This window comes from Pseudomonas sp. NFACC05-1 (genome assembly GCF_900100135.1).
GTDB classification, from domain to species: domain Bacteria; phylum Pseudomonadota; class Gammaproteobacteria; order Pseudomonadales; family Pseudomonadaceae; genus Aquipseudomonas; species Aquipseudomonas fluorescens_Q.
This window is the reverse complement of sequence record NZ_FMTR01000028.1, coordinates 1-19,071: the sequence shown is the minus strand read 5'-3', so window position 1 is coordinate 19,071 and position 19,071 is coordinate 1. Positions and strand designations below refer to the sequence as shown.

Genomic DNA, 19,071 nt, shown 5'->3' with positions numbered 1-19,071 from the left:
TAAGATGAAACCCATCGTGCCACTCGCTCTGATAACTCGAGGCCTTCACTAAGCACTCTACAATTTCTTCAATGCCTGTAAGTGGTAATTTCACCCCTTCTGGCAATACCTCTCCCATCGGATAGCAAGGAAGAACTATTGGACTCCTATAGAAGACAATACCCAATCCCGAAAAATCGCTAGCTCGCCTATTAAGGAGTGCGGATAACAAGTTATCAACCCACAACATTGACCTTCCTTAACTTAACCTAAAAATATGCACCATGATTCGTCATCAATCGATCAGACTCATACTTTCTCAGCTGCCGCAGGAGTCTTTCTAGCAAACTCCATCCTACCAAAGGTTGGGCGACCATGCCCATTGAAGTATTCACCACTACCGACCAATAGACTCTTATCAAACAATACATTGGCGAACCCTACATGACTGCGCAGCTCCGGCTGATCTACCCTTGGATCATTTCTATAGTTATAAAGGAGACGATACCCGTCTGCCTCATCATATAACAAAGCAGCGGCAATGCTATTAGATCCAGACTGAGAAGTCTTTAGCCTGACGCGAATTTTATCCCACGTCTGGCAAATCGTGACATCTGCGTTCCATTCATATCGAACCTCTCCGTTTTCGTTTAAAGTTTTTCCATTGCAAATCCACTCACCGGAGAGATCCGCGACCTTGAGCCACTTGGTTGCAAGGCTCCATCGCCATACAAATTTATCGAACAACATGTATAAAACGGAGAAAACCACGCCCGCACCGACCAATGAAAGTGCAGTAGGTGGCAAATTAACAGACATTCCAAAAGCCGAAGCCAGATCCACTAAAGAAAGCAGCAAAAAAACGATAACTCCTGAAATAATGCTAGCGGCAACTCCAATGTAACGACCAATAAACGCTCTATTTATTCCACCCAACAAAGCATACTCATGATTTAGCATTTTACGGCGTCCTTTCTTAGTAAAGTCACACTCAATTATTCACCAGAAACCTTTTTAAGGGCAACCTACCCGCTGTATTGCGTCCATTTCGCCAGCTTCTTATAGTCCAATATACTCCTTCCATTACCAACACGCTTCGGTCACAGCGAATATCAAGCTCGACAGTTCCCTATGGTGCGCCCCATCGTCAGCAGCGAATCTCTTTCTATTCAATCTATAAACACAATACAACTTATGAAGCTCGCAACCATACTACATACCGACGGTGAGAATGCGTTACTTGCTCGATTTTACTCCTACGGAAAGATCAATCAAACTCAGCGCTGACTTTATTAACACTTCGACCTGCCCCTTTACTCCCATACACTTCGGACGCTTCAAAAATTTTATCTATTGATTTTGCATCGCTTTCAACTGCCAATTGAATATTTGCGTTTGATTCGAGCGTCCCGGCCTATCGACCCAACAAGTCTAGATATGCGCTAGAGGTAAGCCGGTCATAAAATCTACACACTTTTTTTAAAAACAAATAGAATACTACCGAGTAAAAACACAGTGGTAAAAACTCCGCACTTGTCTTCCAAAATAAAGAAACCGCCGCGATTCCCAAGCTTGTCTCGGCCATCCAAAACGCGAGAAAGAAATCGCTACACAAAAAGGCGTTGTAACCCAAAAACTGGGTACATCCCGCCCCCTTATGTTGTGTTGGACAGAAAGTGCCATCACAGCATATAGTGGATCCAATCTCCCCTCAAGGGTTCGCTCCTATGCCCACGTTCAACCTTCATAGCCTCTTTCGTAGCACCGTTTACGACGATACCTACCTCACCGAGCTGACGCTTGAAGAGGATGAACGGACCCAGATGCAGAGCGCACGCACGCGCATCCGAGATAGGTTGAGGACACGACTCCCCGGTGTCCTTCAGAACGAGCTACGTACCGACGAGCGAGTCCGTGCGCCCCGCTTTTTCACTCAAGGCTCGTGGGCATATAAGACGCTAAACTCTCCATGCCGTGCTCCTCAACAAGCGGATTTGGACGACGGTACCTATCTCCCATTCAGTTACTTGGAACAAGAACCTCCGTCAGTGGTTAGCACTGCGTTATTTAATAGTGTTGAAAAAGTTCTAAGGGAACTCGCTGATGAAACGGACGGTTGGACTCTATATGACGACAATCCTAACTGTACTCGTATTGAGATCGCGTCAGATAAGCACATTGACGTTCCTGTATATAGCATCCCTGATGGAGAATTCGAGAAGCTGCGAGAGGCTCGAGAATATATTCTGAAGGCCCGCTTTGAGGGTTACGCTGCGGATCAAGCGCCTGAAGATGACAATTGGGACCTAATGCCTACCCATGGCGTTCTTATGGCGACAAAAAATCGAGGTTGGCGAGATAATGATCCCCGCCCTGTTAAGGACTGGGTGAACGGTGAAATCGCACTGAAGTCGGAACAGCTTAGGCATATTATGCGCTATCTGAAGGGTTGGCGGGATCACCAGACTTGGACAAAAGGCGATCCTAAATCCATTTTGCTTATGGTTGCCGCCGCAAAGGCTTATGACACACAAATATATGCTCGCGATGATTTAGCTTTGCTTGGAGTTGTAAGCAGACTTCCTGATATTTTATCTGGCAAGCTGATAAATCCAACAACACTTGATAAGCCCGATGAGGAACAAGAAGACCTCGCCGAGCGTTTGGATGAAGATGGTATTCGAGAAGAAGTCATCCAGCGCTTCAAAAAACTTGCGTTGACAATGCAGAAAGCTATTCAGGGTTCAACTACCCCACAAGAATCATGCGACCTACTAATTTCGGAGTTTGGCACAAGATTTCCGAATGACGCTACTCGAGTTGTCGTAGAAACGGTTAAATCAGATTCGCCCGACAGAACACCTGCGATTCTTCCTGTGGGCAATAGGACATCAGCATAAAGATGGACCTTAGTGACGTTCATCAAGCACTCCGGGGGCGTGATTTCAAACTTGAGAGAAGTACTCCACTCCCCATCTATTCAGGCACTCTTTTTGCTGGAAAAACATCAATTAGAGTTAGGCTTTATATCCAGGACAAAACTTTAGTCTCCCTTCCATTAATTCAGCTATTGGAACGCCCTGAAAACTTCCCAAAGGCTTGCGCACATCTCAGTAGTGACGGATTTCTATGCTACATAGGACGAGACCAAGCTTATTTAACTCGGGACAAACTAGGTGCTGGCGTCTTGGGATGCGTAGCTCTGGCAGAAAAGCTAATTGCCAGGATTATAGACAACAAAACGATTGAGGATACTCGCGACGAATTTCCAGTTTACTGGGATGGGCTCGACGTACTTCTGGACATCCCCCTAAGCATAAAGCCTGGACTACACAAAAATGCTTGTATTGTCGAGCTTCCAAAGACGGACAATCGGCAAGAGGTCATATGGATACTAGGAGAAAATAATTCTAGTTTCGCAGAGCGTTATAAAGCTTGGGGGGTTAAAGATCTTTTTTCCAATGTCCTACTGCGTATTGTCGACATAAAATCTCCTCTTGGAGCGTTTCCGCTAAATTGGCCCCCTAAAAATCTTAAGTTCTTATCGCTTTGGTTAGCATCTATAGATAATGATGCGCGCAACGGCGTCCTTGAATCCATCAAGGACGCATTTAGGGCCAAGTCCAATAATGTTTTTATCCTTGTTCGCGCCATTAACACATCTTGTGCGATATTTCTCGACCTCAAGCTAGTTCGAAAACTACTAAAGGCTTCAAGCCCTGATAGATTCATGCGTGCAGTTATGAAAGCTCACGCAATTAACGTTCAGGTTATACGACTCACACCCATTCCCTCCGACCCTGAATCCTGGATAAATAGAAACTTAACCGGAGACAAACGCAATCTTTCCGGAAAAACCATTGCTTTGATCGGATGTGGTGCAGTTGGTGGTTTTCTAAGTGATTTACTGGCTAAACAAGGGGCGGGCTTTCTCGGAGGCAGACTCACGCTTATAGACCATGACCGTTTGTCAGTTGGAAACCTAGGTCGGCATTATCTCGGATTCGGACAAATTGGAGAATTCAAGGCCAACGCATTAGAGCGTGAACTTTCCGGAAAATATCCAGAAATAAACGTTTCATCATCTACAACACGCCTGAGGGACACAACTTCAATAAAACATTACGATCTCATTATCGACGCGACCGGAAATCAGGGGTTATCGCAATTTTTTAGTGAAGTAAAAGTAACTACGGGCTTACCGCCAATAATTTATTCGTGGGTTTCCGGCGCAGGATGTGGAGCTCAGGCATATCTTATGGACGGCGACTCTAATGCATGCCTCCACTGCCTAGATCATGCAACCCCAGGATCATCGTTCTCGTTGATGCGAGCTGACTATGAACTTAACTATAAACACCTTGGCTCTTGTGGCGAATGGCTAGTTCCTTTTTCTGTCCCTGCTGCGATTCATGCAGCTGCGCTTGCTGCTGAGTTGGCAACAGCTTGGGCGGTGGGAAAACCCAACCCTACACTCAGAAGTATTCTCATAGATTACGACACAGGTAAAGTAGTCAAACCTATTTCACCAAAAAAAAGAGCACTGTGCCCAATATGCAATACAAAACCATGATGACAGACGGTGGCACTTTAGTTATTTTCCCTACGACACTGATAAACACACTAGACAAACACAAACAACTATATTCTAGAGACCTGGAATCAGGTGGAATAATAATAGGCAAGCGTCGTAGCTCCAATATGGAGATAGTTGCAATTACCACTCCTCAATGCAACGACAGACGCTCTCGCTGCCGCTTTGATCGCAAGGAATTTGGCCATGATATTATCCTTGGCGAATACTGGAGCCAGAGCAATGGGGAAGATAATTATTTAGGCGAATGGCACACCCATCCTGAGGACTTCCCTACTCCATCGCTTACTGACTTATCTACTTGGAAGGCTATGAGCGGCGAGCATGGCGTCCCCCTATTAGCAGTAATTATTGGCCGAGTTAAAAACTACTACACTATTGTTTCTAACTCTCAGCTGCACCGACTCAAGGAAATTGAATAAAACCCAGAAAATATCCCAATAGACAGCAGCGTGTATCCCTGCTTATATCCCAAAATTCAGAATTAGCCTGAATCTTAGGATATATAGAACACGCGAGGCCTCCTCGAGCAAAAAAGGTCTCGCTGAGCAAGACCTTTTTCCAATCCAGGCAGCACGTAGCGCCGCTGCCCTACCTCACCTCAACAATATCCAAAGCCCGATTCGCCAACAGCTCACTCACCTCAATCACCTGCAAAATCCCCAACGCAACCCTCCGCCTCGACCCATCCAGATCAAACGCCAAATCACTGATCATGGCATTCGCCGAAGCTAGGTTCTCACTGAGATTCGCAAGCAAACACTCAGAATCACCCCCCGGATCAATCCGAAAAATGGAGTCCGACTTGTCAGACGTTTCGCTCTTAGGCTTAGGCTTCAGGTAGTAATCCAACGCTCGCGTGGCAGCGTCGTCGATTTTCTTGTTGCGGGCGGACTGGGCACGGGATGTAGGTTCATCTGCCGCAGGAGGATTCGGAGTAACTTTTACCATCGTCTTGCTTCCTGTAGTAGGAGCCATCACCCGCTCGCTGCTAAACGATGGGAGGCAGCTGTACGCAGGTTAGCAGACCGGGGAAACAAGAAACCGGCGCGTCCGAGGACGCCCTGCGCACAGCCACCATCAAGTGCAGGATGGGAATCCTGACTGGATGACGCCTTGCACAACCTGTTTCACCGCGAGCTGCTAAACCCGATCACTGACCATCAGTGACAGGTCCAAAACTACCGACGCAACCCCAGGCGCACAAGCCGGCGGATTCTGGCGTAGTTGTAGGCAAAGGCGCAAGGCGCTGTGGCTTGGCGGGCCTTCGTCGCTGGTGTCTGTCGGTCTTTACTGACAGACGCCGCTCGCCTGGTCCGGGCAGGTGCTCGATGCCGTTCAGTTGAGGTTGTCGGAAGATTTGTGGCGGGGCGGTCATTGGAGGGGGCTGCTGCGCAGCCCAGCGGGAGCAAGCTCCCTCGCCACGGTGGTTTGCTTCCTGAATTGCGTTGTGAGTGGAGCCGCTAGGCGCCCTCGCCCTTTTCCGACGACTCATCGCTGTGGACCACCACCAACAACTGCGCCTGGACGTCGCCTACCGAACGCAGCCGATGGGGTTTCTGCGCGTTGAAATGCAGGGCATCGCCACGGTTCAGCAGCACGCGCTCGTTCATGAAGTCCACTTCCACCTGGCCCTCGTGCACGAACAGGAACTCCTCTCCGGTGTGTTCCTTGAACGCGTGATGGGCCGTGAATTCGCTCGCCGGATAGAGGATGAAGGGCAGCAGGCTGCGTTCGGACACTTGATGGGCCAATACCGCGTATTCGGAGCTGCCGCTGCTCACCGCGAGGGATTGGCGGTCTTCGCTGCGCACCAGGCTGTAGCTGTCGAGGGAGACGGTTTCTTCGGAGAACAGCTCTTCGACTTTCACGCTCAGGGCCTTGGCGAGCTTGAGTGCCGTGGCGATGGAGGGCGTGCTCAAGCCCCGCTCCACCTTGGACAGGTAGCTCTTGGTCATCCCGGTTTTTTCGGCCAGGACGTCCAGTGTCATGCCGAGTTTTTTCCTGAGCAATTTCAAGCGAATGGACATAGGTAACCAACATTTCCAGAGAAACGGACAATCTGCGATTGCAAATGACACTTTGTGTCATATAGTCTATTTAGTGTCATTAGCACCTTCCTTTCACAGCTTCCATGACGCGGATCAAGAATGGTCAAAGAACGAATCAGGAGAACGGATATGAGCAAGACACTGGCGACGCCCAAGGACCAGCTGGTCCAGCATGCTGTTAACCAGATGCAGAAAACACTGCCGGATAATACGTGGACTGTGCGACAAAAGCTGGCCCTGACCTGCCGCATCCTGTTCGAGAACGGTCACGACTCAGGACTGGCGGGGCAGATTACCGCGCGCGGGTCGCAACCGGGCACCTATTACACCCAGCAACTGGGCCTGGGCTTCGATGAAATCACCGCCGGTAACCTGTTGCTGGTCAATGAAGACCTCGAGGTGCTGGAGGGCCATGGCATGCCCAACCCGGCCAACCGCTTTCACACCTGGGTCTACCGCGCCCGGCCGGATGTGAATTGCATCATCCACACCCACCCGACCCACATCGCCGCGCTGTCGATGCTGGAAGTGCCGCTGCAGATTTCCCACATGGACCTCTGCCCGCTGTATGACGACTGCGCCTTCCTGGAGGGCTGGCCGGGGGTGCCGGTGGGCAACGAGGAAGGCGAATTGATCGCCGGTGCCTTGGGTGACAAGCGCGCCATCCTGCTTTCCCACCACGGCCAGTTGTCCACCGGTGCCACCGTGGAAGAAGCCTGCAACATCGCCCAACTGATCGAACGCGCCGCGAAGCTGCAATTGCTGGCCATGGCCGCCGGCGAGGTGAAACCGATCCTGCCTCACCTGGGCCGCGAAGCCCACGACTGGATCGCCCGGCCCAAGCGCCACGCGGCCGCCTTCAACTACTACGCCCGGCAGAGTCTGCGCCAACACGCCGATTGCTTGAACTGAACCCACCAGGAGCGAAGCCATGTCTACCCCCAACATCCACGGCATCATCGGCTACACCATCACGCCCTTCTCCACCGACGGCCAGGGCTTGGACCTGGACGCCCTGGGCCGGTCCATCGACCGTCTGATCGACAGCGGCGTGCATGCCATCGCGCCCCTGGGCAGCACCGGCGAAGGCGCCTACCTGAGCGACGCCGAGTGGGACCAGGTCAGCGAGTTCAGCATCGCCCGCGTCGCCGGCCGGGTGCCGACCGTGGTCAGCGTGTCTGACCTGACCACCGCCAAGGCGGTACGCCGCGCGCGTTTTGCCCAGGCGAAGGGCGCCGATGTGGTGATGGTGTTGCCGGCCTCTTACTGGAAACTGAGCGAGGCGGAAATCCTCGCGCACTACCAGGCCATCGGCGCCAGCATCGACCTGCCCATCATGCTCTACAACAACCCCGCCACCAGCGGCATCGACATGTCGGTGGAGCTGATTTTGCGGATTTTCAACGCGGTGGATAACGTCACCATGGTCAAGGAAAGCACTGGCGACATTCAGCGCATGCACAAGCTGCAGTTGCTGGGCGAAGGCCAGGTGCCGTTCTACAACGGTTGCAACCCCCTGGCGCTGGAAGCCTTCGCCGCCGGCGCCAAGGGCTGGTGCACCGCCGCGCCGAACCTGATCCCGCAGCTCAACCTCGACCTGTACGCCGCCGTACTGGCCAACGACCTGAGCGAGGCCCGGGCGTTGTTCTATCGTCAATTGCCGCTGCTGGATTTCATCCTCAAGGGCGGTTTGCCCGCCACCATCAAGGCCGGTTTGCGTACGCTTGGCCTGGAGGTTGGCGATCCGCGCCTGCCGGTTTTTCCATTGGATGAGGCGCGTAACCAGCAACTGCAGACGATGTTGAAGCAACTGCTCTGATTCAGAGTTCTAATCTTGCGACGGACAGGTGGCGCTCTAACCTGTCTGCTCGCTCCATTGGAGGTCACTTGAGATGAAGACCTATCAACCGTTGAACTGCGATCTGCATGATTACCTGGAGATTGCCTGCCTGTACGGCTACATGTTGAACATTGAGCTGATTGACGGCCAACGCCTGACCGCCCGAGCGATCACCACGCGGACCGCCTCCACGCGGGAGGAGTTTCTTGATGTGGAAACTGCGGACGGTCGCCTGGAGATTCGCCTCGATCAGTTGCTGGCGATTACGCCGCAGGATGACAGCGCCAGGTTTGGTCGGGTTGTGCTCACGCCATATACCGTGCCCGGCTAAAAAATAGCGCCGCTCCAATGCCAATTGCACTGGTCGAGACGATACCCAGGTCAAAACCGGAGATGAAAGACGGCAGCGCAAAAATACTCGCAAACCCCAGAGCGACCAGGGCAATGCCTAGCCATTTCCTGAGGCCGTAGGATTTCATATAGAAAAACAACAACAGGAACACTGCGTACGCCAGGGCGTATAGGCCATATTCGTTCATCGTCCTAGCCGCCCTGAGTCTTGATGATCATGGAGGATCCGGAGTGTTGCGGACCGATGCCACCGCTGACCTGCGCATCCAGGCTGACGATGACATCGCCGGCGTGATAGGTCGGCAATTTGCCTAGTGTGAACTCGCGGACGGCCCAACCCACAGGGATGACCGCGGCGGGCATGAACTTGCCTGCCGCTGCGGCGAAAACACCGCTGGTGAGGTTGGCGATACTCATTCGTTGGGCGTTGAGTAAATCCCCCTGCTGCCGGGTCAAGGGTTTGGAGATCCCGACCATCATTTGGCAGGGTAAATCCTTGGCAAGCATTTTGTCGTAGAGCTCTACCACCCGGTTGCTCACTTCATAGTGGGCGGCTTTAGCTTCACCAAAATGCAGCTCCCTGAGGCTACCCCGTTCATCGGCTGACAGGGTGAAGCGCGATACGCTGAAGATAACTCCATAGCTGCTGGAAAACTGTCCGGTTTCAAACTTCAATGCTCGCGTCCTTATCGAGTCTGGGAAGACGGGGAGTTTGTCTTAGCTGATGGGCTTTTCGCAAATGGAAATCGGCCCTACCTGCATTGAGGAAACCGGAACAACCACTTCAAGAAACCGCCTACATCGCGCCCCTCTCTTCCCGCGTTAGCGTCTGTCCCGCACTCACTGGACGAGACTCACTACGTGGCGACACGCAAAAAAGACATCCCCCAGGTTCGAAACCCGCCCGGTGGTGATGGGCATTACGTCACTTATCGGGACATGACCGCCAGCGAACTGGCCGAGCGCGAAGCCCGGCAGCAAGCGTACGAAGCCATGCTTGCCCGGCAGGCAGCCTATGAACGAGAGCGCTGGGCCACGGCGGCTAACAAGCCGCTACCCACCGTAACCGGAAGCGTGTTTGCCAAGAGCTGCAAGCTCCCCAACGGCATCATCGATTACAGCAACCCCAGCGGCTACGTCCCGGCAGATCTGATCAAGCAGTACGGCGAACTCATGTGGCTCGGCGGTCGCAGCGCCGATCCATCTGGCGCGATCCCCCTCAAGCAGATCGGCTCTGGCACGGCACCCGTTGCCTTGGGCAGGCTCGCGCTAGGCGGTTCGGCGACTTCCTCGGCTGCAGTTACCGGCGGCACCGTCGGCGCTGCCCTGCTGACAGGCATCGTTGCCCTGCTCTGGCCTTCCAGCCTGGGCGACAGCGCGCTTTACAGCGAAGACCAGCTACGTCACCTCAAGCAGGCCCGCAGCCGCATGCGCCTGAGCATCGAGCAGCAGGCCGACGGCAGCCTCAAGGGCTATGGCTTCTACACCGGTCAGAACCGTGATTGGGAAATGGTCGAAGTCGTCCAGTTCACCCCTCGCGCCGACCAGTTCATCGCCGACCTGGGTGATGGCATCGAACTGATCTGGACCCCGGCCACCGCCCCGTCCGACACCCTCGGCATCCCCGCCCTGGAAGCAGCGCCACAGGCGCCTCATATCTGGATCTATCCGCCGACGCCAGTGGCCGACAGCATCATCGTCGACCCGATCTATCCGCCGGAGTACAGGGATTTCATTCTGGTGTTTCCGGCGGATTCGGGGGTTCGGCCGGTTTATGTGGTTTTGAGTGTTCCGGGGGATCATAAGTACTACAAGCCCCCCTCGCTGCTTCCAGCGTTTCCAGACGCTACGATTGCCCCTTCCAAAACCTTTGTACGTGGTGGCGGCGTTAAACGTCGAAGATGGAAGGATCGTAAAGGCAAAATTTATGAATGGGACTCACAGCACGGCGCCGTAGAGCTGTACACAAAACAGGGTCAACACCTTGGCGAGTTCGATCCGATAACTGGCGAACAAACCAAACCCGCCGATCCGACAAGGAAAGTAGAAAAATGAAGCCCGTCGTTGAAATTTTTGACCAGACTACCGAAGAGCTAATACAGACCGTGGAAGTCCCAAGCGTATACATGGACCCGTTGGCCGCACTTATGGGCTGGACAAAGCCTGAAGATTTTTGCTTTGTCTACGACCTGTCACCACAGCAGATAACGACCATAGAAGAGTGGACTCACACAACCATTCATGGTGATAACCGCATCGTTCAAATCGTCTGCCTTGAATGACGAATGCGGTCATTTTTTGAATAAGGTCTTGTTAGACAAGACCTTATTCTTATACCGCCGTAACTGAGTCGCTACCTCACCTCGACAATATCCAACGCCCGATTCGCCAACAGCTCACTCACCTCGATCACCTGCAAAATCCCCAACGCCACATGCCGCCGAGCCCCGTCCAGATCAAACGCCAAATCGTTGATCATGGCATTCGCCGACGCCAGGTTCTCACTGAGGTTCGCAAGCAAACATTCAGAATCAGCCCCAGGGTCGATCCGTAAAATGGAGTCCGACTTATCAGACGTTTCGCCCTTAGGCTTGGGCTTCAAGTAGTAATCCAGGGCACGAGTGGCCGCTTCGTCGAGCTTTTTGTTGCGAGCCGATTGGGCACGTGATGTGGGTTCATCTGTATCTGTAACTGGAGGATTCGGTGTAATTTTGACCATAGCCTTAGCTCTCTTTGGGTTGGGCTACGTCCCGCTCGCGACTAAACGATTGGGAGGTAGCTGTACGCAGGTTAGTCGACCGACGAGCTAAGAAATCGGCGCGCCCGAGGGCGCCCTGCGCACAGCCACCATCGAGTGCAGGGATGGGGATACCTGACTGATGAACGCTTGAGCGACTTAGCAACGACGGGCGACTAAACCCGATCACTGATGAGCAGTGACAGGTCCCAAACTACCGACGCAACCCAAGGCGCACAAGCCGGCGGATTCTGGCGTAGTTGTAGGCAATGGCGCAAGACGACGTCGGCTCATGAGCCTAGCCGTCCAACGTCTGACAGACCCGGCATAAAAATCTTTCCGTTCCATCCCTTCCCGCAAATCTCCCATCCGCTGCAGCAAAGTCCCCGGCCAATCCGCGCCTCGATAATGCCCACTTCGCTAGCCCGCCCCTTATCGCCAGCACCTTATAAACCCCATGAACCTACGCACCTTCATTCGCGGCTACTGCCTCAATTCCCGGCTCGCCACGAATGCCCTGACCCGCCTGCACAAGTCGCTCTCGTCCCTGGTCAGCTATCTGGCCCAGCAGGGCTTTGATTCCGCTATGTGGCCGGCAACCCGCGACGAAGCCACCCTGGACCGTCGCCTCAACATCGTCTGCCCAGAGCTAGCCGCCACCGTGTTCAGCCACGCCCGCGAAGGCATCATCCTCGTCGATCCGTACGGTCGGGTCATCAGCGTCAACGAAGCCTTCACCCGCCTCACCGGTTACGGGCAAGACGAGGTGCAGGGCCGGGAGTTGAACTCCCATCGCATGGTGCGTCGGCTCGCGGCGTTTTATGCGCCGATGAAGAATGCGCTGGATTTCCACGGGCATTGGTCCGGTGAAGTTCAGAGCCATCACAAGGATGGTCGGGAGATGACGTCGCGCATCAGCATCAGTGCCGTGCATGACCGTCACGGTAATGTGCAGCACTATGTGGCACTGCTCAGCGACATGACGCAGGTGAAGCAACGCCTTCAGTTACTGGAGCGCGATGCCCGTTATGACGCCCTCACACAGCTGCCCAATCGCTTGCTGTTGGCCGAGCGGATGCGCCAGGCGCTGGGCAAGGCGCGGATTCACCAGCACAAGGTGGCCATTGCGTTCATTGATCTGGACGGGTTCAAGGCGCTTAACGACAGTTACGGGCATGACTGGGGGGATCGGGTGTTGCAGATTGTCGCGGCGCGGATCAATGCGACGTTGCGTGAGGGCGATACGTTGGCGCGCCTCGGTGGCGATGAATTCGTGGCGGGGCTGGTGGGTTTGCAGGCGGTGGAGGACAGCGAGCCGTTGCTCAAGCGGATGCTGGCGGCGGCCAATGCGCCGATCCTGATTGGCGCGCAAACGGTGGAGATTGCCGCCAGTATCGGCGTGGCGTTCTTTCCGGAGCATGGGCAGGAAGTCGATGGGCTGATCAGCAAGGCGGACCAGGCGATGTACCTGTCGAAAAAGGCCGGCGGCAATCGTCTGGCGTTTTGTCCGACGCGGTTTATTTCGCTCAATAGCGGAGCCTGACGGTGGTGCCGAGGGTTCTTTCGCTGCCGGTCATGACGCCATAGTCACCGGCGCCGAGCAGTGAATAGACGGCGGTGATGTAGTTGCGGTCGAAGACGTTGCGCACCCAGCCCTCCACTTCCCAGGCGCGGTCCTGGCTGCGCAGGCCCAGACGCAGGTTGGTGAGGCCGTAGCTGGGTTGATAGCTGCCTTCGCCGCCTTCGAGGGTGCCGGAGTAGCCGGTGCGGAAGCTGTAGTCGATGCCGCTGAAGGCTTCCAGCCCGTAGGGCAGCGGATGGGTGTGGTCGAGGCCGCTGCTGAGGTTCCATTCCGGCGCGTTGTAGAGCCGGTCGCCGCTGAGGTCGCAGGTCCATTGGCCCGAGGCCGGCGGGCACGGGGCGTTGGGGAAGCTGCGGTAGCGTGCATCGCTCCAGGCCAGGCCCAGGCGCCCGGTGAGTCGCGGGGTGAGTTGCCAGGCGGAGTCCAGCTCGATGCCGCGCAGGCGAACCTTGCCGACATTGATCAGATTGTCCCGCAGCGGTGGCGCGAACATGGTCGTCGGCGGGCTGTAGGTAAGCGCCTGGTAGTTGTCGACGTCGGTCTGGTAGACGGCGAGGTCGAGCAATGCGCGCTCGTCCCAGAAGCGCGTCTTCATGCCCAGCTCCAACGACGTGGCCCGCTCCGGCTCGAAGGTGGGCGCGGTGAACGGGCCGACCACGTCGAAGTTGATGCCGCCGGCCTTGTAGCCCCGCGACCAACTGACGTAGCCCATCACCGCATCGCTGAAGCGGTAGCTGGCGCTGAGGAGGCTGGAGACGTTGTTTTCCTTTATCGAATCCTCGCGGTAGTAACCACCACCGAGGGCAATGTCGCGCAGCAACAGTCCACCGGCCTGGAACACCGCAGGCAAACCCGTCAGCGGGGCGAGGTTGCTGACGTCGCGGGAGATCCAGCCGTCCTTGCGCTCCTGGCTGTAGCGCAGGCCGCCGGTGAGTTCCAGTGGTTCGATCGGGCGCCAGGAAACCTGGCCGAAAATGGCTCGACTGTCGCCCTTTTGCTCGCCGTCATAGCGTTGCCGGGCGCCGTCCAGCAGCATCGCCGGCACCTGCTTCGGGTCGGTGAAGGTGATGCCGTAGAGCTTGCGCAAGGCTTCCAACTGATCGCCGACGAACCAGGGCGCGGCGTCCTGGCCAAATTCGGCGTCTATCTCGCGGTCGAGCTGTTGGCGCAGGTAATAGAGCCCGGCCACATAGTCGACGGACGAACCGACCGTGCCGGACAGGCGCCATTCCTGGCTGAACTGCCGGTGGCCCAGCTCGGTTTCAGACTCGGCCACGGACAGCGCGGTGCTGTCGCTGTCACGGGTGGCGCGGTAGTCCCAGTCGCGGTAGGCGGTGATGCTGGTCAGGCGCATCGCCTCGTCGAGGTCCCAATTCAATTCCAGTGAGACACCGTTCTGCAGGGTTTGCGGATGCCCCGGCGCGTCGATGCGTGCCTCACGCTTGTAAGGGTCGGGCTCCGACAATGGATAGCCGAGGAACTGGGCGCGCTTGCGGGTCTGTTGGCTGTAGTGATTGACCAGCAGAACGTTGCCGGCTTCGTTTTGCTCGGCATAGTCGGCGATCAGGCGGGCGCTGAAGTCCGGGGTCGGCGTCCACAGCAATTGCCCACGCAGGCCATGGCTGTCGGCGTCGCCGAGGCGGGCGCCGTCTTGCAGGTTTTCCACGGCGCCATCGGTGGCGCTGTCGAAAACATTGAGTCGGCCAGCCAGCACATCGTCCTGCAACGGCCCGGATACCGTCCCACGATATTCCCGCAGGCCGCGCTCGCCATAGCTGGCTTCGAGGTTGGCTTCGGGCTCGAAGGTCGGTTGCCGGGTGATGATGTTCAGCGCGCCAGCGGTGGTGTTCTTGCCGAACAAGGTGCCTTGCGGCCCGCGCAGTACTTCGATGCGCTCGATGTCCATCAACTCGGTGAAGGCCATGCCCTGGCGCGCCTGGTAGACGCCATCGACATAGGTGCCGACGCTGCCTTCCAGGCCATCGTTGTAGGCGGTGGCGCCGAAGCCGCGCAGGCCGAAGCCGGCGTAACGGGCGTCGTGGCCGGAGACCACCAGGCCGGGCACGCGCTGTTGAATGTCTCGAAGAGAGTGCAGGCCGGCCTCGTCCAGTTGCTCGCCGTAGAGGACGTTGATCGGGATCGGCACGTCTTGCGGGTCTTCCTCGCGGCGGCGAGCGGTGACGGTGGTGGCGTCGAGCGTGAGGGCGCTGGGCGCCGCTTGTTCGGCCTGGACCGACGCCCAGGGCAACATCGAAAGGCTGCCGAGCAAGAGCAGCCGATGACCCAAACCCGGCATGCTAGTGCTCCCGAGCCAATGCGCGACGCGTGCTGTCCGGGCAGGCCAGTGCCTTGACCCGCGCCAGCAATTCACGGCTGTCGGCGGGCTTGAGCAGGACCGCGTCGAAGGCCAGGCCCTCGGGATAATCCTGCGGCCTGCGGGGCGGCACCGCCGAATAGAGCATCACCGGCAGATGGCGCCAACGCTCGCGCACCTGGCGCAGCAGCGCCCAACCGTCCATGCCGGGCATCATCTGGTCGCTGATCAGCAGGTCGATTGGCTGCTCAGCCAGGCAGGCCAAAGCGTCTTGACCGTTCGTTGCGATGCTGACATCGAAACCGTAACCGGCCAGCAGGTCGTAGAGCCATTCGCTGTTCTGCTCGACGTCGTCCACCAGCAGAACGTGTTTACCCTGGCCGTCGAACGGCGTGGCATTGTTGTCGACGATGCCGTTTTCCAGGTCGTGTTCTTGGGCGCAATTCAATTGCAGGCGAAAGCTGAAGTGGCTGCCCTGCCCGGTGGCTTGGGGTTCGAGGCGGCTGTCCATGCGTTCCAGCAGTTGCGTGACGATGGACAGGCCCAGCCCGCTGCCTTCATAGCGCTGGGCATTGCGGCCGCGGCGGAACGGTTGCAGCAGTTGTTCGAATTCTTGCGGGTCGATGCCGATGCCGGTGTCGATTACGCTGAAGCGCAGTTCCACGGTATCTGTGGTCGCGCCCGGGGCCCAATCCACTTCGAAGCGGATCTGGCCGTTGAGGGTGAATTTCGCCGCGTTCGCCAGCAGGTTCATGAGCACCTGCCGAAGGCGTTTGAAGTCGGCCTCCACCAGTGGCGGCAGGTCGTCTGCCAGCACAGCTTCGAAGGTGTTGCCCTGGCGTGCGGCGAGAAAGCCCGCTTCGCCTGCTATCTCGTTGAGGAACCCGTATAGGTAGCCCGGCGCGAGGGTCAGTTGCATTTGCTCCAGCTCGCCACGGGAAAACTCGAGCATCTCGTCAATCAGCTCCAGTTGCTGGCGGGCGTTGCGCTCGATCGTGGCCTGATAGTCGCGGTTGGGCCCGGCGTGCAACAGGCGCGCATAGTCGATGATGCGCACCAGCGGCGAACGCAGGTCGTGGCTGATGCGCGCCATCAACGCGCTGCGGGCCGCCAGGGAGTCGCGCAACTGCGACGTGCGCAGCGCCACGGTGCTTTCCAGGCGTTCGTGCTCGGCCTGGCGCTGTTGTTCGAGGGTGGCCAGGGCGTGCTTTTCGCGGTTGCGGCTGCGGGCCACTTCCATGATCAACGTGCACACCAGCAACGCCACGCCTGGCAGTGTGGACGATAAGCTGTATTTGCTTTGGGGCGACTGCCAGGGCAATTGCTCCTGGGGGAAAAGCATCCGCATCAGCAATTGTGCAAGCAAGAGCCCCGACACCAGCCAGGCCAGCCAGCTGTAGCTCAGTCGTCTGCGCCAGGCCATGAACAGCGTGACGAGCAGCACCCCGTAGAAACTCATGAGGGATATCTGGACGACCTGCGCGCCTTGGACGGAATCGACTTTTAGCCACCAGAGCCGGCCGAGCACACATCCCGACAGCGGCAGCCAATAGCTCCAGCCAATGACTTTGGGCAATGCGGACACCTGCAACAGCACGCGGAAGTAGGCGAGAAACAGGACGAACGAGATTGCGCTGGCGCAGGTCAGCAGCTCCCGGGTCCAGCCCAGCGCGGTGGGCCAGTAGATCAGGTAGCCGTTGAGGATGCAGGTCAGCAGGATATAGCTCAGGACCGCGCCCGCATTCACGCTCAGCAATCGGGAGCGCAGGATCCAGCCGACGATGAAGCCGAACGGCACGACCAGCAGGACGATGCCGAGGGCGAGCCCGTCGCTCAGGTAAGTCTGTTGCTGACTGCGCAGCAGCGCCGGTTCGGACCACAGTTCCGGCTCCAGCAACAGCTGGAAATGGCTCGTCACGCGGACGAACACCGTGACGCTCTCCCCCGCCGCCAGCGAGACCGGGAACGCCGGTTGGCGCGCCGCCGGTTGGGGCCATTCGGCCAAGGGATAGACGCCTCCGGCGTGGGCATCACGCCAGCGCCCGGCTGAAGATTGATAGACGCGGATGTCGTCCAGGCGCGGCGCCCCGACCACCAGCAAGCGCGAACACGCCGCATCGCTGGAATTCGTGAGGTGCCATTTCAACCAGAAGGCGGAGCGGCTGTAACCTTGGCTCGGCCAGCGCGGGGTTGCGGGGTTGAAATGGGTGTCGGGCAGTCGGGCGACTTCTTCGAGGCTCAAGTGGGCCTGGGCGTCTTCGAAAATCTGCGCCGCAGGCATCAGGTCCAGACGGTCAGCCCGGCACAGCTCCACGGGCGCGGCGTGTAGCAGCCCGGCGGACAACAAGGCAATCGTCAGCACCAGGCACTGTAGGAGCCGCATCAGGCGCGCCCGACCGACTCTGCATCAACGAGGCCCAGGGTCTGCTGGCGAAACTGGCTGGGCGTCATGCCGATTCGCTGTCGAAACGCCGTAGTGAAGTTGCAGGCATTGCGAAAGCCCACCACTTCGGCGACGTCCTGCACACTCATGGCGCTTTCGGAGAGCAGTTCCTGGCCGCGCCGCAATCGCGCGTCGCGAATGTAGGCAAACACGGTCATCCCCAGGTGTTCGCGGAAAATGGCGGAGAGGCGCTTTTCATGAGTGCCGACTTTTTGCGCGAGCATGCCCAGGGACGGGATGTCGTCCAGCTGGTTTTCGATCAGTCGCATCGCGGCGCGCAGCACGATTTCATCGCCTTGCGGTTCCGGATCGGCCGGGTTGTCCGCAATGGCCGGCGGCGCTCGCCAGGTCAATTGCAGATGAATCCTGATGCGCGCCAGGACTTCCTCGGGGGCGCAGGATTTGGGGATGTAGTCCACCGCGCCCACGGTCAACCCTTCCAACCGCTCCAACGACGTATTGGCCGAGGACAGAAACAGGATCGGGGTATGCCGGGTGGCCGGTGCCTCGCGTAATAACCGGCACAGGCTGAAGCCGTCCATTTGCGGCATGTGCACATCCAGGACGATCAGGTCGGGACGCAGGGCAAGGGCGCGTTGATAACCCTGGTAGGCATCGCTGGCCAGGGAAATGCGCCAGGGCTGGGTCTTCAACAGGATGAGCGTGGCGCGAATGTCTTCGGGGACATCGTCGATCAGCAGAATATGCGGCAACGGCTCGGACGCCGCCGCGCCTGCCGCCGTCAATACCTGCCTTTCGTATCGTCCGTTGTCCATTCGCCAGGTCTCTTTTTGTGTTTAGCCAGGTCGCTGTCGCGCAATTGCCAAGTGAGGAAGCACGTTTCGGGCCGGCAACAAACCGATATAGCGGCAGATCAAATGAGAACTGAAGCTATCAAATTCTTAATCGGCGATAAATGGTCGTCTCGTCCGAGGCGTCCATTGATACGCAAGGGCCTTGGCGAGGCGTAGAGGCATGTGGCGAGGGATGGCAAACAAGAAGTGGCTGCACCTGGACATCAGCCCAGGCGAGCTTTGACAGCGAACAACAGGCGAGACGGCCAACGCGGTTGACGCTGTTCACCCGTGGCGAGGGAGCTTGCTCCCGCTGGGCTGCGAAGCGGCCCCCAAACCAGACAACTCGGTGTACCAGATAGATTGAGTTCACTGCTTTGGGGCTG

18 protein-coding genes are annotated in these 19,071 nt (G+C 56.9%); 9 read left to right on the top strand and 9 right to left on the bottom strand.

What is annotated here, in order from left to right; genetic code table 11:
• Positions 1-288: 288 nt before the first annotated feature.
• Positions 289-939 (bottom strand): Cap15 family cyclic dinucleotide receptor domain-containing protein, encoded by a 651-nt coding sequence (locus BLO97_RS26620; RefSeq protein WP_092348999.1) that lies wholly within the window; start codon positions 937-939, stop codon positions 289-291.
• Positions 940-1,706: 767 nt separating this feature from the next.
• Between BLO97_RS26620 and BLO97_RS26615 the strand changes: the two genes are divergently transcribed.
• From BLO97_RS26615 to BLO97_RS26605, 3 genes are read left to right on the top strand one after another with little or no spacing between them, the layout of a single operon-like run.
• Positions 1,707-2,879: a CBASS cGAMP synthase gene (locus tag BLO97_RS26615; RefSeq protein ID WP_092348996.1), complete on the top strand. Its 1,173-nt coding sequence runs from the start codon at positions 1,707-1,709 to the stop codon at positions 2,877-2,879.
• A gap of 2 nt (positions 2,880-2,881) precedes the next feature.
• A complete protein-coding gene (locus tag BLO97_RS26610) occupies positions 2,882-4,552 on the top strand; it encodes a ThiF family adenylyltransferase (protein ID WP_092348993.1) in 1,671 nt (556 codons plus the stop codon).
• On the top strand, positions 4,534-4,995 hold the full coding sequence (locus BLO97_RS26605; RefSeq protein WP_092348990.1) for a Mov34/MPN/PAD-1 family protein: 462 nt from the start codon (positions 4,534-4,536) through the stop codon (positions 4,993-4,995). The genes BLO97_RS26610 and BLO97_RS26605 overlap by 19 nt, the downstream gene beginning before the upstream one ends.
• Before the next feature lie 169 nt (positions 4,996-5,164).
• Here the strand turns inward: BLO97_RS26605 and BLO97_RS26600 are convergent, their stop codons facing one another.
• Positions 5,165-5,524, bottom strand: coding sequence for a DUF6124 family protein (locus BLO97_RS26600; protein ID WP_092348987.1), 360 nt, complete (start codon positions 5,522-5,524; stop codon positions 5,165-5,167).
• Between the two features lie 512 nt (positions 5,525-6,036).
• A complete protein-coding gene (locus BLO97_RS26595) occupies positions 6,037-6,603 on the bottom strand; it encodes a helix-turn-helix domain-containing protein (RefSeq protein WP_092348984.1) in 567 nt (188 codons plus the stop codon).
• Positions 6,604-6,753: 150 nt separating this feature from the next.
• Here BLO97_RS26595 and BLO97_RS26590 point away from each other — a divergent pair, with 150 nt between their 5' ends.
• The 3 genes from BLO97_RS26590 to BLO97_RS26580 all read left to right on the top strand — a co-directional run bounded on the left by BLO97_RS26590 (position 6,754) and on the right by BLO97_RS26580 (position 8,795).
• Positions 6,754-7,536, top strand: coding sequence for an aldolase (locus BLO97_RS26590; protein WP_092348981.1), 783 nt, complete (start codon positions 6,754-6,756; stop codon positions 7,534-7,536).
• 19 nt (positions 7,537-7,555) lie between these two features.
• Entirely contained in the window at positions 7,556-8,443 is an 888-nt protein-coding gene (locus tag BLO97_RS26585; RefSeq protein ID WP_092348978.1) for a dihydrodipicolinate synthase family protein, read from the top strand.
• 73 nt (positions 8,444-8,516) lie between these two features.
• Positions 8,517-8,795 carry a Rho-binding antiterminator gene (locus BLO97_RS26580; RefSeq protein ID WP_092348975.1) on the top strand — a complete coding sequence of 93 codons (279 nt, stop codon included), beginning with the start codon at positions 8,517-8,519 and terminating at the stop codon, positions 8,793-8,795.
• Here the strand turns inward: BLO97_RS26580 and BLO97_RS26575 are convergent.
• Together BLO97_RS26575 and BLO97_RS26570 are read right to left on the bottom strand one after the other, a co-directional pair.
• Positions 8,770-9,003, bottom strand: coding sequence for a hypothetical protein (locus BLO97_RS26575; protein WP_092348972.1), 234 nt, complete (start codon positions 9,001-9,003; stop codon positions 8,770-8,772). The genes BLO97_RS26580 and BLO97_RS26575 overlap by 26 nt on opposite strands.
• 4 nt (positions 9,004-9,007) lie before the next feature.
• Entirely contained in the window at positions 9,008-9,490 is a 483-nt protein-coding gene (locus BLO97_RS26570; RefSeq protein WP_092348969.1) for a hypothetical protein, read from the bottom strand.
• Between the two features lie 186 nt (positions 9,491-9,676).
• Between BLO97_RS26570 and BLO97_RS26565 the strand changes: the two genes are divergently transcribed.
• Together BLO97_RS26565 and BLO97_RS26560 are read left to right on the top strand one after the other, a co-directional pair.
• Positions 9,677-10,870, top strand: a complete 1,194-nt coding sequence (locus BLO97_RS26565; protein ID WP_092348966.1) for a colicin E3/pyocin S6 family cytotoxin — start codon at positions 9,677-9,679, stop codon at positions 10,868-10,870.
• Positions 10,867-11,097: a DUF7683 domain-containing protein gene (locus BLO97_RS26560; protein ID WP_063322870.1), complete on the top strand. Its 231-nt coding sequence runs from the start codon at positions 10,867-10,869 to the stop codon at positions 11,095-11,097. The genes BLO97_RS26565 and BLO97_RS26560 overlap by 4 nt, the downstream gene beginning before the upstream one ends.
• A 71-nt stretch (positions 11,098-11,168) precedes the next feature.
• Here BLO97_RS26560 and BLO97_RS26555 read toward each other — a convergent pair whose 3' ends face one another.
• The gene (locus BLO97_RS26555; RefSeq protein WP_063322871.1) at positions 11,169-11,534 is read right to left on the bottom strand and encodes a DUF6124 family protein; all 366 of its coding nucleotides are present in this window, start codon (positions 11,532-11,534) and stop codon (positions 11,169-11,171) included.
• 475 nt (positions 11,535-12,009) lie between these two features.
• On the opposite strand from BLO97_RS26555, the gene BLO97_RS26550 reads away from it, so the two are divergent.
• On the top strand, positions 12,010-13,095 hold the full coding sequence (locus tag BLO97_RS26550; protein ID WP_092223358.1) for a sensor domain-containing diguanylate cyclase: 1,086 nt from the start codon (positions 12,010-12,012) through the stop codon (positions 13,093-13,095).
• On the opposite strand, the gene BLO97_RS26545 is transcribed toward BLO97_RS26550, so the two are convergent.
• The 3 genes from BLO97_RS26545 to BLO97_RS26535 are packed head-to-tail and all read right to left on the bottom strand — an operon-like array spanning position 13,079 to position 18,667.
• A complete protein-coding gene (locus tag BLO97_RS26545; protein ID WP_092348963.1) occupies positions 13,079-15,430 on the bottom strand; it encodes a TonB-dependent receptor in 2,352 nt (783 codons plus the stop codon). The genes BLO97_RS26550 and BLO97_RS26545 overlap by 17 nt on opposite strands.
• A 1-nt stretch (position 15,431) precedes the next feature.
• Positions 15,432-17,831 (bottom strand): hybrid sensor histidine kinase/response regulator, encoded by a 2,400-nt coding sequence (locus BLO97_RS26540; RefSeq protein WP_092348960.1) that lies wholly within the window; start codon positions 17,829-17,831, stop codon positions 15,432-15,434.
• Positions 17,831-18,667: a response regulator transcription factor gene (locus BLO97_RS26535; protein ID WP_086936660.1), complete on the bottom strand. Its 837-nt coding sequence runs from the start codon at positions 18,665-18,667 to the stop codon at positions 17,831-17,833. Before BLO97_RS26535 ends, BLO97_RS26540 begins: the two co-directional genes overlap by 1 nt.
• Positions 18,668-19,071 lie beyond the last annotated feature (404 nt).